Origin of the sequence: Edaphobacter sp. 4G125 (assembly GCF_014274685.1) — a bacterium.
GTDB lineage: Bacteria > Acidobacteriota > Terriglobia > Terriglobales > Acidobacteriaceae > Edaphobacter.
Genome location: NZ_CP060393.1, coordinates 2,343,061 through 2,361,540, shown reverse-complemented (window position 1 = coordinate 2,361,540; position 18,480 = coordinate 2,343,061). Strand labels below are relative to the sequence as shown.

The window sequence follows — 18,480 nt, the reverse complement described above, 5'->3', positions numbered from 1 at the left end:
GATTCGACGATCGGGATCTGGGTTGGCTTTCGGGAGTTTCGTAGATTATTTGAGGCCTGCTAATTCCCTGGCCTGGATGAAAATGCGGGTGAACATCGCGCTATCTAACCGACCCGTGTTCGTGTTGCGCAACGAAGGATGGTAACTGCATAGCAGGTGCATCCCATTCGGCAATACATAATGCGCTCCGTGAGCAAACTTGTAAGCCGATTTGCGTTCGATGATTCCTTTTGATAGCAGGTATGCAAGGTAGCCATCAAAGCCGATTTTGCCAAGACAGACAACGACCCGCAGCTGCTTCAATTCTTCGATTTCGGCAGCGAGATGCGGAGCGCAGTTCCGAATCTCCTGGGGCGTGGGCTTGTCTCCAGGGGGAGCGCAGCGAACAACCGAGGCGATCCAGGCATGGCGCAACTTCAGTCCATCGTCGCGGGAAGTGCCCTGGGGCTGGTTGGCGAATCCAGTTTCATGGAGTACGGGATACATGAAGTAGCCGGAGCCATCTCCTGTAAACGGGCGACCGGTGCGATTAGCTCCGTGGGCCCCTGGCGCAAGGCCGAGGATCAGGACGCGCGCTCGCGGGTCTCCAAAACCTGCCACTGGACGCGCCCAATAAGTCTGATCCTGGTAGGCACGACGCTTGGTCTCGGCAATTCCTTTGCAGTAATTGCGGAGGCGTGTGCATCTCTCACAGGAGGTAATGGCCTGCTGGACACGCAGAAGAGCAGGCGGCAGAACCGGTTGAGTGGAACGTTTCACTTCTTCCATGATAGCTGCGCGAAACGTTAGCTGAATATTCACCCCTTTAGCAGGTGGTACTTTGGAATGATGTATTTTGAGCATGTGAGAGAGCGGTTGATGGGTTCCTTAAGACGGCTGTGGCAAGAGGCGATTCTTCGTTCAGGCGCTTTGACGATTGTGGTGATCGTGCTCCTTGTCATCGGGCTAGCCATCGGCTGGCGAGCTCACACGCGAGGACGTTTTGCTCAGCTCAAATCCAATCTCCGCCACTCATCCCAGCCTCACGAACCACCGGCTCCGCAGCCTGGAGGACAGGATGCCTTGGTGCTCGAACGTTTGCCGATTGAAGGCAATACTGTTCCGGAGTTTCTATCGGCCACCCTGCTCCCGGGACGCGGCATGAATCTGCTGCAACTGACCGCGATCCTTCCTAAAAAAGGTCGGGTCAGCTTGCTGGCTTCGCCATCCCTTGCGGATGCCGCGAAAGCCATGAGCGGGACAGACGACGATGTTCACGGAGCGGCGAGTCTCGCCATGGGAGGCGCAATCGAAGCTCCCTGGGCTGGCAACATCTTTGGAACGCTCTCGGGAGACTCTCTCAACGTAGGCTGGCAAAACACAACTCTTCACCTACCCGGAAATAGAACTTCGATTGCCTCAGGCGGACTGCTGTTAGCGATGCCGTCCACCAGTTCGAAGACAAACATCATGCCTGATGGTGGAGAAGCTGAGGCAATCTACGATGCCAGGAACTTCGACGGTGCGTGGCCGTCGCATATGCAGATCCGTACCAGCGTGCAGATGAGCAGCCGTGCCCTCGAGATGAAGATCATCGCAACCAATACGGGTCAAGCTCCAGAGCCGGTTGGCATTGGTTGGAGACCAAGATTTGCCGTACTCAACGGAGATCGTGGAGCCATTTTGTTGCGGTTACCCAGTACTATGCGGGAAGAGATCCGGGACTCGAAGTCCGGCCTTCCAACGGGCCGTCTTTTATCGGTGGAGGGATCGAAGTACGACTTCAGCTCGCGCTCCGGGACAGCGCTGAAAGACCTCTCTCTAAACGATACCTTCGTGCACTTGAAGCAGGCTCCGCTGGATAGCGGCCCTGTGCTGGAGATGCGTGATCCGATCAACGACTATGGGCTGCGGATCACAATGCTAAGCCCTTCCATTAAGGCCATCCATGTGGAATCTCCTATGAATGGGGATTTTGTCATGCTCGAGCCACGATTCAACTATGACGATCCGTTTGGTAGAGAGTGGCCAAAGGATGAAGATACGGGGATGGCGGTCCTGCAACCGGGCCAGTCAGCCTCGTGGAGCATACGTCTGGAGATTTTCTCATTGAATCCCCCAAAGCAGGACCAACCATAAACAGCTTGTTGAGCCAGTTTGACCCTCCGCAACCAAGCCTCGTACAGTAATAACTGAGGCGCGTGCCACGCAGCGCGAGTGAGCGGCTGCCGCACAATTTTCACGCGACCGATTGGAAGGCATGGATTTGACCCCGACAGAGACCACTGAGACCAACAATGCTGCCGAGCAGCACCCCGAGGCGGCCCACACGCACGCCCACGACCATGATCATGACCACACCCATCAGCATGGCCCGACGCTGAATCCTGAACTGACGAAAGAGATTTCGGTCGAGGTGGAGGCAGACGAGGTTTCCAAAGCATTCAAGAATGTCGTCAAGCGCTACCAGAAGCTGGCGCGGATTCCCGGATTTCGCGCAGGCAAGGTTCCCGAGTCGCTGGTGCGCTCGAAGTTTGCCAAAGAGGTTCGCCAGGAAGTGCTGGAGACACTGGTCTCCGAACGTTTCCGCAAGGCCATCGACGAGCAGAAGCTGAGCCCGATCTCGCAGCCCCAGCTTCTCGATTTGCAGCTCCATGACGGTGAGCCGCTGCGCTTCAAGGCAGCCTTTGAGGTCGCGCCCGAGTTTTCTGTCGACGGCTACGACAATGTGAAGATCGCCCGTCCCGATGTGACTTTGACCGAGGATGAATACCAGGCCGAGTTGAGCCGTGTTCTCGACAGCCACGCCACCGTCGAAACCGTTGAGGAAGATCGTCCCTTAGTCGACGGCGACTGGGCCGAGATTCAGTTTAAGGGCGAAGTTAAGGACCTGGCACAGACCGTGACAGAAGAAGGCGCCGAGAACGCTTCGAAGACCGAACCCATCACCGGCGAAGATGTGCTGGTTGAGATTGGCGGTAAGAACACCCTGCCCGCATTCAATGATGCCCTGCGTGGAACAAAGCCCGGTCAGGAGATGAGCTTTGAAGTAGCGTATCCGGCTGAGTTTGGCGAGCCCCGTCTGGCAGGTCAGACAGTTGCTTACGACGTGACCGTTAAGGCCATCAAGCGTAAGACCTATCCGGAGCGGGATGCGGAGTTTGCCAAGCAGCTCGGAAACTATGAGACTTGGGACGATTTCGAGGCCAAGCTGCGCGAGATGGCTGCGGACCGCAAGAAGAGTGCACTCGAGAGCCAGACTCGCGACAAGATGCTGGATGAGCTGGTGCAGAAGTTCCAGTTCCCTATTCCCGAATCGTTCGTGCAGCAGCAAGTGGATGCCCGTCTGGATCGCGGCCTGCGTGCGCTGGCGCAGCAGGGGATGTCGGCGGAAGAGATGCGCCGTCTCGACTTCGAACGTCTGCGCGCCGCTCAGCGCGATCAGGCGCTGAATGAAGTCAAGGCGTCGATGATCCTGGATAAGATCGGCGAAGCGGAAAAAGTCACAATCAACGAGGAAGATTTGGACCGCGAGCTCTTGATGCTCTCGCTTCAGTCTCGCGAACCGTTGGAGACACTCCGTGACCGTTTGGCGAAAGACGGTGGCCTCGATCGGATTCGAGAGCAGATGCGACGCGAGAAGACTGCAAGCGTGCTCTACGAAAAGTTGGCCTCGTAGAGCGTAACCTCTGATTTCAACTGCGGGTCTGAAAAAGAAAGAGAGCGTTATGGGACTTGTACCGATGGTGATCGAGCAGACGAGCCGGGGCGAACGCGCCTACGACATCTACAGCCGTCTGCTGCGTGACAACATCATCTTCCTGGGAACTCCGATTGACGACAACATTGCCAATGTCATCATTGCGCAGATGTTGTTCCTCAGCGGCGAAGACCCGGAGAAGGACATTCAGCTGTACATCAACTCTCCTGGCGGATCGATCACAGCAGGTCTGGCGATCTACGATACGATGCAGTACATCAAGAACGATGTAGTGACGTTCTGCATCGGTCAAGCCGCATCGATGGGCGCATTCCTGCTGATGGCGGGTAAAAAGGGTAAGCGGTTCGCTCTTCCCAACTCTCGCATCCTGATTCATCAGCCCTCCATGGGAGGCCTCAGCGGCCAGGCCACAGATATCGATATTCACGCGCGCGAAATCCTGCGTATTCGCGAAATCACCAACAAGCTGATGAGCGCCAATACCGGTCAGACGCTGGAGAGGATCGAGCGCGATGTGGAGCGCGACTTCATCATGACGGCTCCTCAAGCCAAGGAATACGGCATTATCGATGACATCATCGATCGGCCGCGAACCTAGATCTCCACATACCACCCCGCGAAGGCCCCGCCCCCTCAGGCTCAGGGCCTTCGTTTTTCTGCACCCTCTGTGGTACCTTCGCTGAACCGTTCTCCGATCCAAACCGGTGTAAAATCATTAACAGAAGGTTGGTCGTGTTGTACCAACAGGAGCTGTCGCATTTATGAAAACTTCTCGAGGCTCAGAGGAATCGCTTCGCTGCTCGTTTTGCCATAAGTCGCAGGATGCCGTAGCGAAACTTATCTCATCTCCATCCGATTACCCCAGAGCCTACATCTGCGACGAGTGCGTTGCGGTCTGCAATTCGATTCTGGAAGATGACCGCACCGAGGCCGCCCCCGGAGCGGCTCCTGCCCACCTGCCCAAACCGCAGGAGGTCAAGGCATTTCTGGATGAGTATGTGATCGGTCAGGAGACGACCAAGAAGAAGCTGGCTGTCGCGGTCTACAACCATTACAAGCGCATCCAGATGAACAAGACCCGCGGCAACGATGTAGAGCTGGCGAAGTCGAATATCCTGCTGGTAGGCCCCACTGGCTCGGGCAAGACACTTCTGGCGCATACTCTGGCCAAGATGCTGGACGTCCCCTTCGCGATCGTCGACGCCACCACGCTAACCGAGGCCGGTTACGTCGGTGAAGACGTGGAGAACATCATTCTGAAGTTGCTACAAGCCGCTGATGGAGACGTGGCGCGTGCCCAATGCGGGATCATCTATATCGACGAGATCGATAAGATCGGCCGCAAGGATGAGAATCCCTCAATTACCCGCGACGTTTCCGGCGAAGGCGTGCAGCAAGCGCTTCTGAAGATTCTGGAAGGTACAGTCGCCAACGTTCCGCCGCAGGGTGGACGTAAGCACCCGCACCAAGAGTTCACGGCGGTCGATACCACCAATATCCTCTTCATCTGCGGTGGGGCCTTTGTCGGACTCGAAAAGGTCATCGGCAGACGAGTCGGCAAGAAGGCGCTCGGCTTCAAGGCCGTGCAGGAAACTGAGGCGAAGGAAAGCGACGTGATGCCGATTCGCGCCCAGCGTGATGCTGAGCTGCTACGTCAGGCGGAGCCTCAGGACCTGCTGAAATATGGCTTGATCCCGGAGTTCGTCGGACGGCTCCCCGTCATGGGAATTCTGGACGAACTGGATGAAGCGGCACTGATCGAGATCCTGACGAAACCAAAAAACGCGATCCTGAAACAGTACGCAAAGCTGTTTGACTTCGAGGGTGTCAAGGTAACCTTCACGGACGAGGCCGCTCGAGCCATCGCTCGCGAGGCCCTGATGCGTAAAGTCGGGGCTCGCGGCCTGCGCATGATTATCGAAGAGCTGATGCTCGACCTGATGTATCATGTTCCGGGAAACAAAAAGGTTAAAGAGATCGCAATTACCGAGACGATGGTCAAGAATCGCGATCTGACAGTCCCGATGTTGCTGGAGAAGGCTGGGTAATCTAGATCATGGAGTAAGCAGTGAAGCAATTGCTTGGCACGCTCCAGTACATTATTCAACATCCGCTGAACAATTCAGATCGTCGAGGATCCCTCCTGCGCTATGCAAAGTGGCAGGTCGGAAGTCGTCTCGTTCCGGGGCCTGTTATTGTGCCCTTTGTCAACGACACCGTTTTTATTGCCTCCCCAGGAATGACGGGGGTTACGCAAAACATCTATACCGGACTTAGCGACTTTTTCGATTGTGCCTTTCTTCTTCACTTGCTACGAGCTGACGATCTCTTTGTCGATGTGGGCGCAAATGCTGGAATTTACACTGTGCTTGCCGCTGGAGCCATTGGCTCAACGGTCATCTCCGTGGAACCGATCCCACAAACGTTTGAAAAACTATGCGCTAATATTCGGATAAACAGTGTCTCCGATAAAGTTGCAGCTCATAATATTGGACTTGGCAGCAAAGAAGCCATCTTGCGATTCACTTCCAGCCGAGACACAATGAACAAGGTAATCGACGATGTTCACTATGATGGCCCGTCGATCAATGTTCGGGTGTCTTCTCTCGACATGGTTCTCCAAAACAAAGTCCCTCAACTCATCAAAATAGACGTCGAGGGATGGGAATCAGAGGTCATTGCTGGCTCGACCTTGACTCTTAAAAATCCCTCTTTACTCGGCCTCATCGTCGAAATGAATGGTTCTGAAACCGGATTGAATGAGAATGAACGCTCTGTCCATGAATGTCTATCAGCAAATGGCTTTAGTCCTTGTACCTACAATCCTGTGACCCGCTCCCTCACTCCAATCCCGTCAAAAAATAAGGGAGGAAACAATACGCTTTATGTGAGGGATGTATCACAAATAGAGGCTCGCCTGAAATCGGCGCCGCACTTCCGTGTTGTAAATAAGAGCTTCTGAGATTCGGACACTATAAATCTGAACACTCCCAAAAATCAGGCGTTACAATCAGCTGAGGCGGATACTGTAGGGATGCATCCTTGCATCTCTCTATGCGTCTAATCGGGAGGACAATGAGCAACGCAACCAAAGAAACTCTCAGCGGCAGCACCCAGAAACTTCCGATGATGCCGATCCGTGACATGGTCATCTTTCCTCACATGATGACGCCGTTCGTCGTTGGTCGCGAATCCAGTGTAAGAGCATTGGAAGAAGCGCTCTCCGGGGATCGCAAGATCTTTTTAGCAACGCAGCATGACGCCTCGGTCGATGAGCCGACAGCCGACGATATTTATGCCACCGGAACAATCGGTAACATCGTACAGAGCGTCAAGATGCCCGACGGCAATATCAAGGTTCTGGTCGAGGGTGTCGAGCGAGCCCGCTCTGTAGAGGTCAATGACTCCGACGGTTTCTTTGTTGCCACTGTTCGTACGGGCAAAACACAACTCGAGGCGACGCCACAGGTCGAACAGCTGATGCAGCGGGTTCATTCCTTGTTCGAGCAGTACGTTAAGCTGCAGCAGTCTTTGAACTATGAGACGATGGCCGCCAGCGTTCGCCTGGACGAGCCCTCCAAACTCGCCGACACGATCGCTGCCAATCTACAGCTTCCGATCGAGGAGAAGCAGCAGCTCCTGGAGGTCTTTGATCCGGAGCAGCGTCTGGCGCGGGTGGCCGATGTGCTTGACCTGGCAATCGAAAAGCTGAACATGGACCGCACCATCCAGTCGCGCGTAAAGCGCCAGATGGAAAAGGCGCAGAAAGAGTACTACCTCAACGAGAAGATTAAGGCTATCCAGAAAGAGCTTGGGCGCGGCGAAAAGTCGGAGTTTGACGATCTGCGAAAGAAGATCGAAGCCGCCGGTATGCCGAAGGATGTTCAGGAGAAGTCGCTCCAGGAATTGAAGAAGCTGGAAGCGATGCCTCCCATGTCGGCCGAGTCTACGGTTTCGCGAAACTATTTGGATTGGCTTCTGGCCGTGCCGTGGAAGAAGCGCTCCAAAGAAATTCGTTCGATTGAGCATGCAGAAAATATTCTGAACGAAGACCACTATGGGCTGGAAAAGATCAAGGAACGCATTCTTGAATTTCTCGCAGTCCGTCAGTTGGTGAAGAACCCGAAAGGCTCCATTCTGTGCTTCGTTGGGCCTCCAGGCGTTGGAAAAACCTCTCTCGGGATGTCGATTGCCAAGGCAACCGGTCGTAAGTTTGTTCGCATGTCGCTGGGTGGCGTGCGTGATGAAGCCGAAATTCGCGGCCATCGCCGGACATACATTGGTGCTCTTCCCGGGCAGATTCTTCAATCGATGAAGAAGGCTGGCACAAAAAACCCTGTCTTCATGCTCGACGAGATCGACAAGATGGCATCGGACTTCCGCGGCGATCCGGCCAGTGCTCTGCTCGAGGTACTTGACCCCGAACAGAACACATCGTTCCAGGACCACTATCTCGACGTTGAATACGATTTGTCGCAGGTACTTTTCGTGGCTACTGCGAACGTGCTGCACACGATTCCAGGGCCTCTGCAGGACCGCATGGAGATTCTGCGGCTGCACGGCTACACCGAGCTTGAGAAGCTGGAAATCGCGAAGCAATACCTGGTCAAGAAGCAGCGTGAAGGGACCGGCCTGACCGAAAAACAGATTGTCTTCGAAGACGAAGCGATTCGCCAGATCATCCGCGCTTATACGCGCGAGGCAGGCGTCAGAAATCTCGAACGCGAGATCGGGAATGTATGCCGTAAGGTCGCTCGCCGCGTCGTAAAGAATGGCTCCACTCACAAAGAGGTGGTCACGGCAGAGAACCTGTCTGATTTGCTGGGCGTAGCCAAGTTTCGCGACTCCCAGGTACATGAGAAGAGCGAAGTTGGCCTCGTCACGGGCCTCGCCTGGACAGAGGTCGGCGGCTCAATCCTTCAGACTGAAGTCCAGGTTCTGGATGGCAAGGGCAAGCTCACCACAACAGGCCAGCTTGGCGATGTGATGCAGGAGTCTGCACAAGCAGCTCTGAGCTATATCCGTTCCCGCTCTCATCAGCTTGGTCTCAGCAAAGACTTTTATCGCAACGTCGACATCCATGTGCACGTTCCGGAGGGCGCAATCCCCAAGGATGGTCCATCGGCTGGCATTACCTTGGCCACGGGACTCGCAAGCGCACTGACCGGAATCAAGGTCCGCCGCGATATTGCAATGACCGGAGAGATTACGCTTCGCGGAAAAGTGCTTCCCATCGGCGGTCTGAAGGAAAAGCTGCTGGCCGCACATCGTGTAGGAATCTTCGAAGCCATCTTGCCGGAAGAGAATAAGAGGGACCTTCCAGACCTTCCTGAGCTTTTGAAGACCTCGATGAAGTTGCACTTTGTCGAAGATATGGATCAGGTGCTACAGATTGCCTTGGAAGGAAAGCTGCCAGAGTTGACGGATGAGCAACCGGAAGCGATCTCTTCTGTACTTCCCAATAAGATCGAGATTTCGCAGCCTGTCTCCCGACAGTGACCACGGGATTTCCTTTTCTCTATGGTCGGCTCCTGGAAGAGCCGGCCATTTCATTTGCATTTAAACTGCACGTTTCCCACTGATGAAATGCATAATGACGGAGAGAATTGCAAATAACAAGAGCAGATGGACCAGGATTCCTACAGTCTTGAAGACCAGAAAACTTGTGATCCAGATTACGAACAAAACAACAGCTAGGATAAGAAACATTTCGTTTCCCTTCTTCTCGCAGTAAGTCTCCTCACGAAATAAGAGACAAAAAGAGTCTGAGAATGTTGTCCGACGGAGGAATCTTCTTGGTTCTTCATTATTAGCGAGCAAGATAACGTGTTTTCGCCTATCATGCATCTACTAAAAGTCGATTGATCACATCCACCGAGGAGGCTCGATGCTCGTTCTTTTGATCATTCTGCTTATATTGGCATTCGGTGCATATCCAGCATGGCCGCACAGTCGGAATTGGGGCTACTACCCTAGTGGGGGCCTGGGACTGGTTATTCTCATCGTGCTGCTTGTCCTGCTTCTTGAGCATGGAATCTAGCAAACATAAATCCTCTAAAAAGAGAGGGGCGCCACTGAGGCGCCCCCTTTTCACTTCTGCTAAAGATCAGCAGCCGCCTGCTATCGATGGGATCAACATAATCTCATCCCCATCCTGAAAGGCGTAAGTCTCTCCGCCGAGAAAGCGAATGTCTTCGTCGTTGACATAGATATTGATGAAGCGGCGCAGCTTGCCGTCATCATCCTTGATCTGCGTTCCCAGCGCGGGAAAGGTGCGATCGATGTCCGACAGAAGCGCTGGAAGGTTTTCCGCCGACGAATCGAACTGCTTGCGTCCGTCCGTATGACGAGTAAAAGCGGTAGGAAGGGTTACTTTAACTGCCATGATCAGTTTTCTCCTGCTGCAACAAGTGCGGGTTCGGCTATGCCATCCAACTCGCGAAGGTAGGCGTCGAAATCGGCCAGGCGAGGACGAATCGCACGCTCCTGCTGATAATGTCCTGCCAGCGCGTCGGTCGTCTTGAGTCCATTGCCTGTAATCACGCTGACGGTAATCTCGTCGGGTGAAATTCTTCCGTGGGAGTAGAGACGTGCTGTCACGGCTGTGGTGACACCACCCGCAGTCTCTGTAAAGATGCCTTCCGACTCGGCGAGTTCCTGGATTCCGGAGACAACCTCGATGTCGGAGACATCCTCGGCCCATCCGCCTGTCTGTCGAATCATCTTGGCGGCAGCTGGACCATCTGCCGGGTTTCCGATCGCGAGCGAGCGGGCAATCGTATTCGGACGCTGCGGTTCGATGTAATCCCAACCCTGCTTGACTGCATGCGAAATCGGAGAGCATCCAGTAGCCTGCGCGCCAAAAAAGCGGACGGGCTTGTCCTCGACCAGACCGAGGTAGATCAGTTCCTGGAATGCTTTTCTGATCTTGCGAATCAGCGATCCCCCTGCCATCGGGACGACAACATTGTCGGGAAGGCGCCAACCCAGCTGCTCTGCAATCTCATACCCAACGGTCTTCGAACCTTCCGCGTAATACGGGCGTAGATTGACGTTTACGAAGCCCCAGTTGTATTCGTCCGCGATCAGAGTGCAAAGGCGGTTGACATGATCGTAGTTGCCATCGATACGCACCAGACGAGCGCCGTAGACCTGCGTGTTGAGGATCTTCGCCGGCTCAAGGTCTGCGGGAACCAGAATACATGCCTTCAATCCAAGCCGCACGGCCTGTGCCGCAACAGCGTTGGCAAGGTTGCCTGTGGAGGAGCAGCCGACCGTGTCAAAACCAAATCCTTGTGCGTTGGCCAAGGCAACTGAGACGACTCGATCCTTGAAGCTGAGCGTGGGAAAGCAGACTGCATCATTCTTGACGTAGAGATTGTTTGCGCCAATGCGCTTTCCTAAACGCTTTGCACGAACCAGAGGAGTGAAGCCAACTGGAAGGTCCGGGTCACATCCCTTCGGAATCGGCAGCAGCGTCGCATAGCGCCAGATATTTGCCGGTCCTTTCGCTATCGCTTCTCGAGTAAAGACGCCGCGTGCAGAGTCGAGATCGTACATCACCTCAAGAGGTGCCAGACAATCTGGGCATGCTGAGAGGGGCTGGTTCCCAAATCCCTTGCCGCACTCATTGCACTTCAACTCATACGCGGTCGACGTACACGAATAGCTCATTGACGCTCTCTCCCATGTGGAGGAGGTAAGGCTTTTTGACGTCTCTCATGGAAATCTACACATGCCGAAAGCACGTGCCAAGGGATGGATTTAAGATCGTGGGGATCTTCCTATTGGGTTCACCCCTCGAATCTCATGTTCCCCGTTTCCAGGAGAGAGTTGACACCGGTCGCCCGAAATAATGGTTTCAGGCCGGTTGTCGTGGCGTCATAGGGCTCGTCCCTCAACCACTCTTCATGAAATTCGCGCCTGATTCGAAATCTCTTCCGATTCAGACTGAATATATCTTTTTTAGCATAAGTAAACCCGCTCGGCAAGTTGTCCCTGGAGTATCTACTTCTGTTCGTTAAAAATGTCGCGAACTCCATCGACAAAAGCCGCAGGGTCAAATTCGGTGCGCAGAATTTCGTCCGGACAGTCGGTCATGATCGCCACCCGCCAGTTGCAGACAAAAGCTACTCTCTGCTCTGATTGCGCCGTTTTTATCTCGGAGCAAAGAGTCTCAGCGGCATGAATCCCCGATTCCCCCTCAACGTCGATGAGCACCAGGTCATAGTGTTTTGCCCAGAACATGTGTAGTGCATCTTTCATATGCAGGGTCGAGTCCACGTCAAAGCCTGAGATGCGAAGAATTTGGTCCCGCAGCGGCAGCAACATCTCTCGGTTGCATACATGCAAAATTGTAGGTTTTGTAAGCTCGTTTTCCATGGCAGTCTCCCACCCACCGACTCAAGGGCTCAAAACTTCGCCAGGACGAACGTAGGCACAGCTTTGCCTGAAAATATTGGCCAGTTGTGTAGATCTATTATCTCACCCTTGCTGAGGGTCGTAATTCAGGCTCTGACTGAGCCAGCGCTCGACCTCGGCAACGGTCATGCCCTTCCGTTCATGGTAGTCCGCTACCTGGTCACGGTCGATCTTACCCAGGCTGAAATAGCGCGATTCCGGGTGAGCGAAGTAAAGCCCGCTGATGCTCGACCCGGGCCACATCGCAAAAGACTCCGTAATCTGGATCCCGGTGTTCTTTTCTACATCCAGCAGTTCCCAGATTGTTCCCTTCTCCGTATGGTCGGGACAAGCCGGATAGCCTGGAGCCGGCCGGATACCGCGATATTTCTCGTGGATCAAGTCATCGTTGCTGAGCTTCTCGCTGCGGCCATAGCCCCACTCCTCACGGACACATTTATGCAGACACTCTGCAAATGCTTCAGCAAGTCTGTCGGCGACAGCCTCTGCCATGATGGCCATGTAATCGTCATTGCTGGCGCGAAGATGTTCGCACCAGTCCTTCAAGCCGATTCCACTGGTCACGGCAAAAGCACCGATATGGTCAGCGAATCCCGTCTCTTTCGGAGCAATAAAGTCCACGAGCGACCGGCATGGCTCACTGCCTTCACGGTTGACCTGCTGCCGCAGAAAGTGAAAACGGGTCAACTCTGCAGAGCGTGTGCTGTCGGTATAGAGAACGACATCATCGCCCATCGCATTCGCGGGGAAAAGACCGTAGACTCCACGCGCGGTAATCAGCTTCTCTTCAATAATGCGATCCAGCAGCGCATTCCCCTCCTGGAACAACTGGCGCGCCTGGGATCCATACTCTTCATGCTCAAAGATTCGGGGATAGACTCCCTTCAATCCCCATGCGTGGAAGAACGGGGACCAGTCAATGAACTCGCGCAAGGTTGCAAGGGGAAAATCATCGAGCACTCTTACGCCCGTGAACGATGGCGCGGGAATATCTTCCGTCCGCCATTCAATGGGAGTTCGTCTTGATCGAGCTTCCGTCAGAGGAACCGCCTTCAGGCGAGGCGCAGCATGGGCCTTGCGAACGGCTTCATATTCAGCGCGGTGCTGCTCAACAAATGCATCTCTGTTCTCTTCGCTAAGCAGGCTCGTGGATACAGGAACCGCGCGGCTGGCATCGACGACATGCACAACAGGAGCGCTGTAATGCGGCGCAATCTTGATCGCAGTATGCGCGCGGCTAGTGGTGGCGCCTCCGATGAGAAGAGGCTGCTTGAACCCCTGGCGCTCCATCTCGCGAGCGACGTGCACCATCTCATCCAGAGACGGAGTAATCAGACCGCTCAAGCCAACGATGTCGGCCCTCACCTCTTTGGCGCGTTCCAGAATCTTTTCCGCCGGAACCATCACACCGAGATCGATGACCTCATAGTTGTTGCACGCCAGCACCACACCAACGATGTTCTTCCCGATGTCGTGGACGTCACCCTTCACTGTGGCGAGCACAATCTTCCCCTGCGTCCTGACCTCATAACCTGCCGCAGCCAGCTCTCGCTTCTCCTCTTCCATAAAGGGGGTCAGGTAGGCCACAGCCTTCTTCATCACGCGGGCAGATTTGACCACCTGCGGCAGAAACATCTTGCCAGCGCCAAACAGATCGCCGACAACACCCATGCCATCCATCAGAGGTCCTTCGATCACCAGCAATGGCCGCCCCAGCTTGGCGCGAGCTTCTTCGGTGTCAGCCTCAATGTAGGCGTCGATCCCTTTGACCAGAGCGTGGGTCAGGCGCTCTTCTACCGTGCCGCTGCGCCACGCCTCAGCCTTCTTCTCCGTTGCTACCGCGTCGGTGCCTGCTGCTTTGAGGGCTTCTCCAAAATCGACGAGTCGTTCGGTAGCATCAGGACGGCGATTGAGCAACACATCCTCAACCATCTCCTTCAGTTCGGGCTCAATCTCCTCATAGATCTCCAACTGGCCGGCGTTGACGATCCCCATATCCAGCCCTGCAGCAATCGCGTGATACAGAAATGCTGCGTGCATCGCCTCGCGAACCTTGTTGTTTCCGCGAAAGCTGAACGAGATATTCGAGATGCCACCCGAAACCTTGGCGTTCGGAAGATTGGATTTGATCCAGCGTGTGGCATTGATGAAGTCAACAGCGTAGTTGTTATGCTCCTCCATGCCCGTAGCAACGGTCAGGACGTTCGGATCGAAGATAATGTCTTCCGGCGAAAGTCCTACCTCAACCAGAATGCGATAAGCACGTTCACAGATACGGATCTTGTCCTCATATGTGGCGGCCTGCCCTTGCTCGTCAAACGCCATCACGACCACAGCAGCGCCGTACTTCAGAACCGTGCGGGCATTCTGACGAAACTTCTCCTCGCCTTCTTTCAAAGAAATTGAGTTGACGATTCCCTTGCCTTGAAGGCACTTCAGGCCAGCTTCTATGACTTCCCACTTGGAGGAATCGACCATAAAGGGAGCCTTCGCAACCTCCGGCTCGCTGGCCAGCAGTTGCAGAAAGCGAGTCATCGCGGTCACACCATCGATCATGCCCTCATCCATGCAGATGTCGAGCACATTCGCGCCATTCTCCACCTGCTGCCGCGCGATGCTTACAGCTTCTTCGTACTTCCCGTTTTTGATGAGCTTGGCGAACTTTGGCGAGCCGGCAACGTTCGTCCGCTCGCCGATCATGATGAAGACGTTCTGTTGCTGCGTGAACGGCTGCGATCCTGAAAGACGGAGTGGACGAAACTTCTGACTTGCTAAGGTTCCTTCGCTCATGCTCACGCTGCAGCCTCAATCCGGTGGATTTGTCGCGGAGCCTTCCCCTCAAGCGCCTTCGCAATCGCCGCAATGTGCTCAGGAGTATTCCCGCAGCAGCCGCCTGCGAAGTTAATCAGGCCACCGCTCGCAAAATCGCCAAGGTAACGCCCCATGTCCTCGGGGTTGAGATCGAATCCCGTCGGCGAAAGAGGATTGGGTAATCCCGCATTTGGATAAGCCGAAACCGCAACATCAGCCTTCGAAGACAGTTCTTCTAAAAAGGGATACATCAGATCCGGCCCCAATGAACAGTTCAGTCCAACCGAGAGAGGCTTGGCATGTTCCACTGCATTCCAGAAAGCTTCGACCGTCTGGGCAGAAATCATCGTTTCGCCACCACGTCCCACGGCAGCCGAGATCATGATCGGCAGCTCTCTTCCCTGCGCCGTCAAACCGTCCTCGTCGAAAACCTCTCGAATGGCGACCAACGCAGCTTTGGCGTTGAGCGAATCGAAGATCGTCTCGATCAGAAGCAGGTCAGAGCCTCCAGCAATCAGCGCGCGCACCTGCTGCGCATAAGCCTTCTTCACCTGATCAAAGGTCACCACCCGGAAGCCGGGATCGTCGGCATCCGGCGAGTTCGACAACGACACGGTCAACGGTCCAATGGCTCCTGCCACAAAGCGCTGGCGCCCAGTCTCATTCGCAACGCGGTCCGCCCACTCGCGGCACTGACGAGAGGATTGCTCGTTGATCTCCCAGGCCAAATCGTCGAGAAAACGATCATCAACGATCTTCTGGTAAAACTCAGGGTCCTTCCGGCCACCATGCTCTCGCGGATCATCCACAAAAAACTCGCTCTGCGAGATGCTCGTCGCTCCAAATGTATTTGTCTCGATAATGTCTGCCCCAGCCTCCAGAAACCGGCGATGGATATCGCCGATCATCTTCGGCTGTGTCAGAGAGAAGAGATCACCATTATTCAGCAGGTCCTTCTTCGCACCCTTAAAACGCTCTCCCCTGATGTCCGCTTCCTTCATGTCATAGGTACGGATGGTCGTACCCATCGCGCCATCAATAATGGCAATTCGGTTCTCGAGAATTTTTTCCAGAGGATGCTGACGGTTCGTGGTCATCTTAATCTGACGTCCTTCAGGCGCTATACGATGCAAACTCACATCAACGGGCGCATTCGCGATCCGTTATCTTGATGTCTCTTGTAGCTTTAGGCCAGAACCTCTGCCTTGTCCTTATCCGACTGCACAACATCGGGAACATGTGGACCAGGAACCAGCAGGTCTTCCTTGCGCATCACAAGCGTCGTCGCATTCAGCGATGCCAGCTCAAAACCGTGTCCATGTGTAATTGCGTCCGTTGGGCAAGCCTCTACGCAGTAACCACAAAAGATGCAGCGGTTGTAGTCGATGTTGTAGACCTTGGCGTAACGCTCTGCGCTCGAGATGCGATGCTCGGCTGTATTCTCAGCAGCTTCGATATAAATACAATTGGAAGGACAAGCAGCCGCACATAGAAAGCAGGCTACACACTTCTCCAGGCCATTCTCATCGCGTTGAAGCTGGTGTTTGCCACGGAACCGCTCTTGAAACTTCGCGCCGCGCATCGGTCCTTTGCCGTCCGGATAGTTCTCAACCTCAGTCGGCTGAAAGGCTTCCTTCAGAGTAACGCTCATTCCTTTGGCGATAGCAGCGGCATTGCGAATGATGGACATAGGTTAAGTATAGCCTGTACAAAAGAACCGAAAAGTACTTGTCTTAGGACAACCATGAGAATCTCTCGTTTTGCCGTTATCCTTGCCCTGGTTCTGTCTCCGACCAACAACTTCCTTTACAGCCAAACGCCAGCAGGACATGAGCACAAAAAGGCCATTCCCTCCACGGAGCTGCAACTCACGATCGACGGTAAAACCACAACCGTAACTCAGGCCGAATTGGCCGTTCTGCCGCAAAAGAGCGTTACCGTACACAACCCGCACACACAAAAAGACGAAACCTATACTGGAGCAGCCTTGGGAGATCTGCTTGCAAAACATGGCTTCGCCGTGGGGCAGGCAACTCACCGCACAATGCTGCGCAGTTATATCACTGCCGAGGGAACAGACAAGTACTGGGTCTTGTACTCCGTGACCGAAATCGAACCGTCGGAACACTCTGCCGACGTCATTATCGCTACTTCGATGAATGGTCAGCCGCTTGGCGAAGATGGACAGCTCAAACTCGTTGCCAGCGCCGACAAGAAACCTCAACGCTGGGTCCGAAATCTTGCAGCAATTCGTCTGGTGACCGTCGCGGAATAATCAGCTGCGCGCCGAGTGCATAATCGATTCCACGCGCTCGACGATCAACTCGACCTGACGGTCATTGTGATAACCATCCTGCTGCGCCCGCCTCTGTCCAGCGGTGGCGATACGTGCCCTGGCCTCTTCGTCCGGCAGGTAGCGACGGATCTTCTCGGCGAGTTCGTCAAAGCCGGTAAAGAAGATCGCCTCTTCTCCTTCCACAAACCGGTCCATATGCCCCTGGGAGCGCTCGGCGAGCAGAAACCCTCCGCAGGCCGCAATCTCAAAGCTCTTATGGACAAACTCGTCCTGGTTGGAGTGAGTGATAAAGCTCAGATTAATCTTCGATCGCCAGATCGCCTCCCGATACTGCTGTCGGTATAACTCTCCTTCGCGATAGAGCTTCGAAAACGCCTCTGGTCCAAGTGCGCGTCGCCATTGCCGTCCATTGCCTGAGATCGTCACCCCAAACTCATTTGACAGCCGTGCCAGCGTATCGGCGCGATCGTCATACGGCGTGCCAACGAACGATACCTCCCGGTCGCGGTCCCGATCCGACCACCCCTCTGGCGGGGGGAAATGGATCGTAGGCTCATACGCCGTCTGGATCTTGATGACGTCTCTTGCGCCTCGCGAGCGATAATCGGCGATATTTTTATCGCGTTGCACGACGTGGAGATCGTAATGGGGGATGCTCTTCATATACACCCTCCAACCCGGATCCTGACGTGGACCAAAGGGGTTGTCGATCATATAGCTGACGAGCGTAATCCCCATCCCACGAAGCCGGTCAAGAGTACGGGGGCGCATCCACAGCAGCTTATCGGCCCAGAGCACGTCGGGGCGCTCCCGCTCAGCAAGCTCAATCACATCCCGGTTAAACCGGTCTACGTGCGGCCCCAGCACCGCTCGGTATACGATGCGGTGCAATAGGGGATTTTGAGGCATGTAAGGGAGGAAATTCAGGGGAACGATCTCGTGTCCCAGGCGCTCCAGCGCCCATTGCCGGTACAACGCCGAGTCGTTCGGAGAAAGGCTCGCAGCGTAAAGAATCTTCATTCGTCTTCGATTATCTACGATTCCTGCCTATGAAATGAATTGCACTGCAATGTGAATCTTCGTAGAACTCGCCATTTCCCAATCTGCCGGGCCAAAGTGTATGGTGTCACTCATGCAATCCTTCCCCTCGATGGAAGGAGAAAAGCGGCATGGAGGCTCAATCTTGACAATCGAGGCAAGCACAAGCACACTGCCATCATCGCTGTTGTCTGCCATTGACGACGGGCACATA

General features: G+C 54.6%; 17 protein-coding genes and 1 riboswitch. Of the genes, 8 read left to right on the top strand and 9 right to left on the bottom strand.

Annotated elements, in window-relative coordinates:
* Positions 1-45 precede the first annotated feature (45 nt).
* The gene (locus H7846_RS09940; RefSeq protein WP_255460529.1) at positions 46-759 is read right to left on the bottom strand and encodes a uracil-DNA glycosylase; all 714 of its coding nucleotides are present in this window, start codon (positions 757-759) and stop codon (positions 46-48) included.
* 99 nt (positions 760-858) lie between these two features.
* Between H7846_RS09940 and H7846_RS09935 the strand changes: the two genes are divergently transcribed.
* The 6 genes from H7846_RS09935 to lon all read left to right on the top strand — a co-directional run bounded on the left by H7846_RS09935 (position 859) and on the right by lon (position 9,199).
* Positions 859-2,118, top strand: coding sequence for an aldose epimerase family protein (locus tag H7846_RS09935; protein ID WP_186691801.1), 1,260 nt, complete (start codon positions 859-861; stop codon positions 2,116-2,118).
* A 121-nt stretch (positions 2,119-2,239) separates the two neighbouring features.
* Positions 2,240-3,658 carry a trigger factor gene (gene tig, locus H7846_RS09930; protein WP_186691800.1) on the top strand — a complete coding sequence of 473 codons (1,419 nt, stop codon included), beginning with the start codon at positions 2,240-2,242 and terminating at the stop codon, positions 3,656-3,658.
* A gap of 49 nt (positions 3,659-3,707) precedes the next feature.
* Positions 3,708-4,298, top strand: coding sequence for an ATP-dependent Clp endopeptidase proteolytic subunit ClpP (gene clpP / locus H7846_RS09925; RefSeq protein WP_186691799.1), 591 nt, complete (start codon positions 3,708-3,710; stop codon positions 4,296-4,298).
* A 163-nt stretch (positions 4,299-4,461) separates the two neighbouring features.
* Positions 4,462-5,748, top strand: coding sequence for an ATP-dependent Clp protease ATP-binding subunit ClpX (clpX, locus tag H7846_RS09920; protein ID WP_186691798.1), 1,287 nt, complete (start codon positions 4,462-4,464; stop codon positions 5,746-5,748).
* 20 nt (positions 5,749-5,768) lie between these two features.
* Positions 5,769-6,662, top strand: coding sequence for an FkbM family methyltransferase (locus tag H7846_RS09915; RefSeq protein WP_186691796.1), 894 nt, complete (start codon positions 5,769-5,771; stop codon positions 6,660-6,662).
* Between the two features lie 113 nt (positions 6,663-6,775).
* On the top strand, positions 6,776-9,199 hold the full coding sequence (gene lon, locus H7846_RS09910) for an endopeptidase La (protein WP_186691795.1): 2,424 nt from the start codon (positions 6,776-6,778) through the stop codon (positions 9,197-9,199).
* A 60-nt stretch (positions 9,200-9,259) separates the two neighbouring features.
* On the opposite strand, the gene H7846_RS17900 is transcribed toward lon, so the two are convergent.
* Positions 9,260-9,409 (bottom strand): lmo0937 family membrane protein, encoded by a 150-nt coding sequence (locus tag H7846_RS17900; protein ID WP_222597488.1) that lies wholly within the window; start codon positions 9,407-9,409, stop codon positions 9,260-9,262.
* Positions 9,410-9,587: 178 nt separating this feature from the next.
* Between H7846_RS17900 and H7846_RS09905 the strand changes: the two genes are divergently transcribed.
* A complete protein-coding gene (locus H7846_RS09905; protein WP_186691794.1) occupies positions 9,588-9,740 on the top strand; it encodes a DUF3309 domain-containing protein in 153 nt (50 codons plus the stop codon).
* 66 nt (positions 9,741-9,806) lie between these two features.
* Here H7846_RS09905 and H7846_RS09900 read toward each other — a convergent pair whose 3' ends face one another.
* From H7846_RS09900 to H7846_RS09875, 6 genes are all read right to left on the bottom strand, one after another.
* Positions 9,807-10,085 carry a MoaD/ThiS family protein gene (locus tag H7846_RS09900; RefSeq protein WP_186691793.1) on the bottom strand — a complete coding sequence of 93 codons (279 nt, stop codon included), beginning with the start codon at positions 10,083-10,085 and terminating at the stop codon, positions 9,807-9,809.
* A gap of 2 nt (positions 10,086-10,087) precedes the next feature.
* Entirely contained in the window at positions 10,088-11,374 is a 1,287-nt protein-coding gene (gene thrC / locus H7846_RS09895; RefSeq protein WP_186691792.1) for a threonine synthase, read from the bottom strand.
* Between the two features lie 130 nt (positions 11,375-11,504).
* Positions 11,505-11,617, bottom strand: a riboswitch (SAM riboswitch).
* Between the two features lie 90 nt (positions 11,618-11,707).
* On the bottom strand, positions 11,708-12,082 hold the full coding sequence (locus H7846_RS09890) for a response regulator (protein WP_186691791.1): 375 nt from the start codon (positions 12,080-12,082) through the stop codon (positions 11,708-11,710).
* A 102-nt stretch (positions 12,083-12,184) separates the two neighbouring features.
* Positions 12,185-14,911, bottom strand: coding sequence for a methionine synthase (gene metH / locus H7846_RS09885; protein WP_186691789.1), 2,727 nt, complete (start codon positions 14,909-14,911; stop codon positions 12,185-12,187).
* A 2-nt stretch (positions 14,912-14,913) separates the two neighbouring features.
* On the bottom strand, positions 14,914-16,029 hold the full coding sequence (locus H7846_RS09880; protein ID WP_186691788.1) for a homocysteine S-methyltransferase family protein: 1,116 nt from the start codon (positions 16,027-16,029) through the stop codon (positions 14,914-14,916).
* Between the two features lie 89 nt (positions 16,030-16,118).
* The gene (locus tag H7846_RS09875) at positions 16,119-16,622 is read right to left on the bottom strand and encodes a NuoI/complex I 23 kDa subunit family protein (protein ID WP_186691786.1); all 504 of its coding nucleotides are present in this window, start codon (positions 16,620-16,622) and stop codon (positions 16,119-16,121) included.
* Between the two features lie 54 nt (positions 16,623-16,676).
* Between H7846_RS09875 and H7846_RS09870 the strand changes: the two genes are divergently transcribed.
* The gene (locus tag H7846_RS09870; RefSeq protein WP_186691784.1) at positions 16,677-17,207 is read left to right on the top strand and encodes a molybdopterin-dependent oxidoreductase; all 531 of its coding nucleotides are present in this window, start codon (positions 16,677-16,679) and stop codon (positions 17,205-17,207) included.
* On the opposite strand, the gene H7846_RS09865 is transcribed toward H7846_RS09870, so the two are convergent.
* Entirely contained in the window at positions 17,208-18,248 is a 1,041-nt protein-coding gene (locus H7846_RS09865) for a CgeB family protein (protein ID WP_186691782.1), read from the bottom strand.
* Positions 18,249-18,480 lie beyond the last annotated feature (232 nt).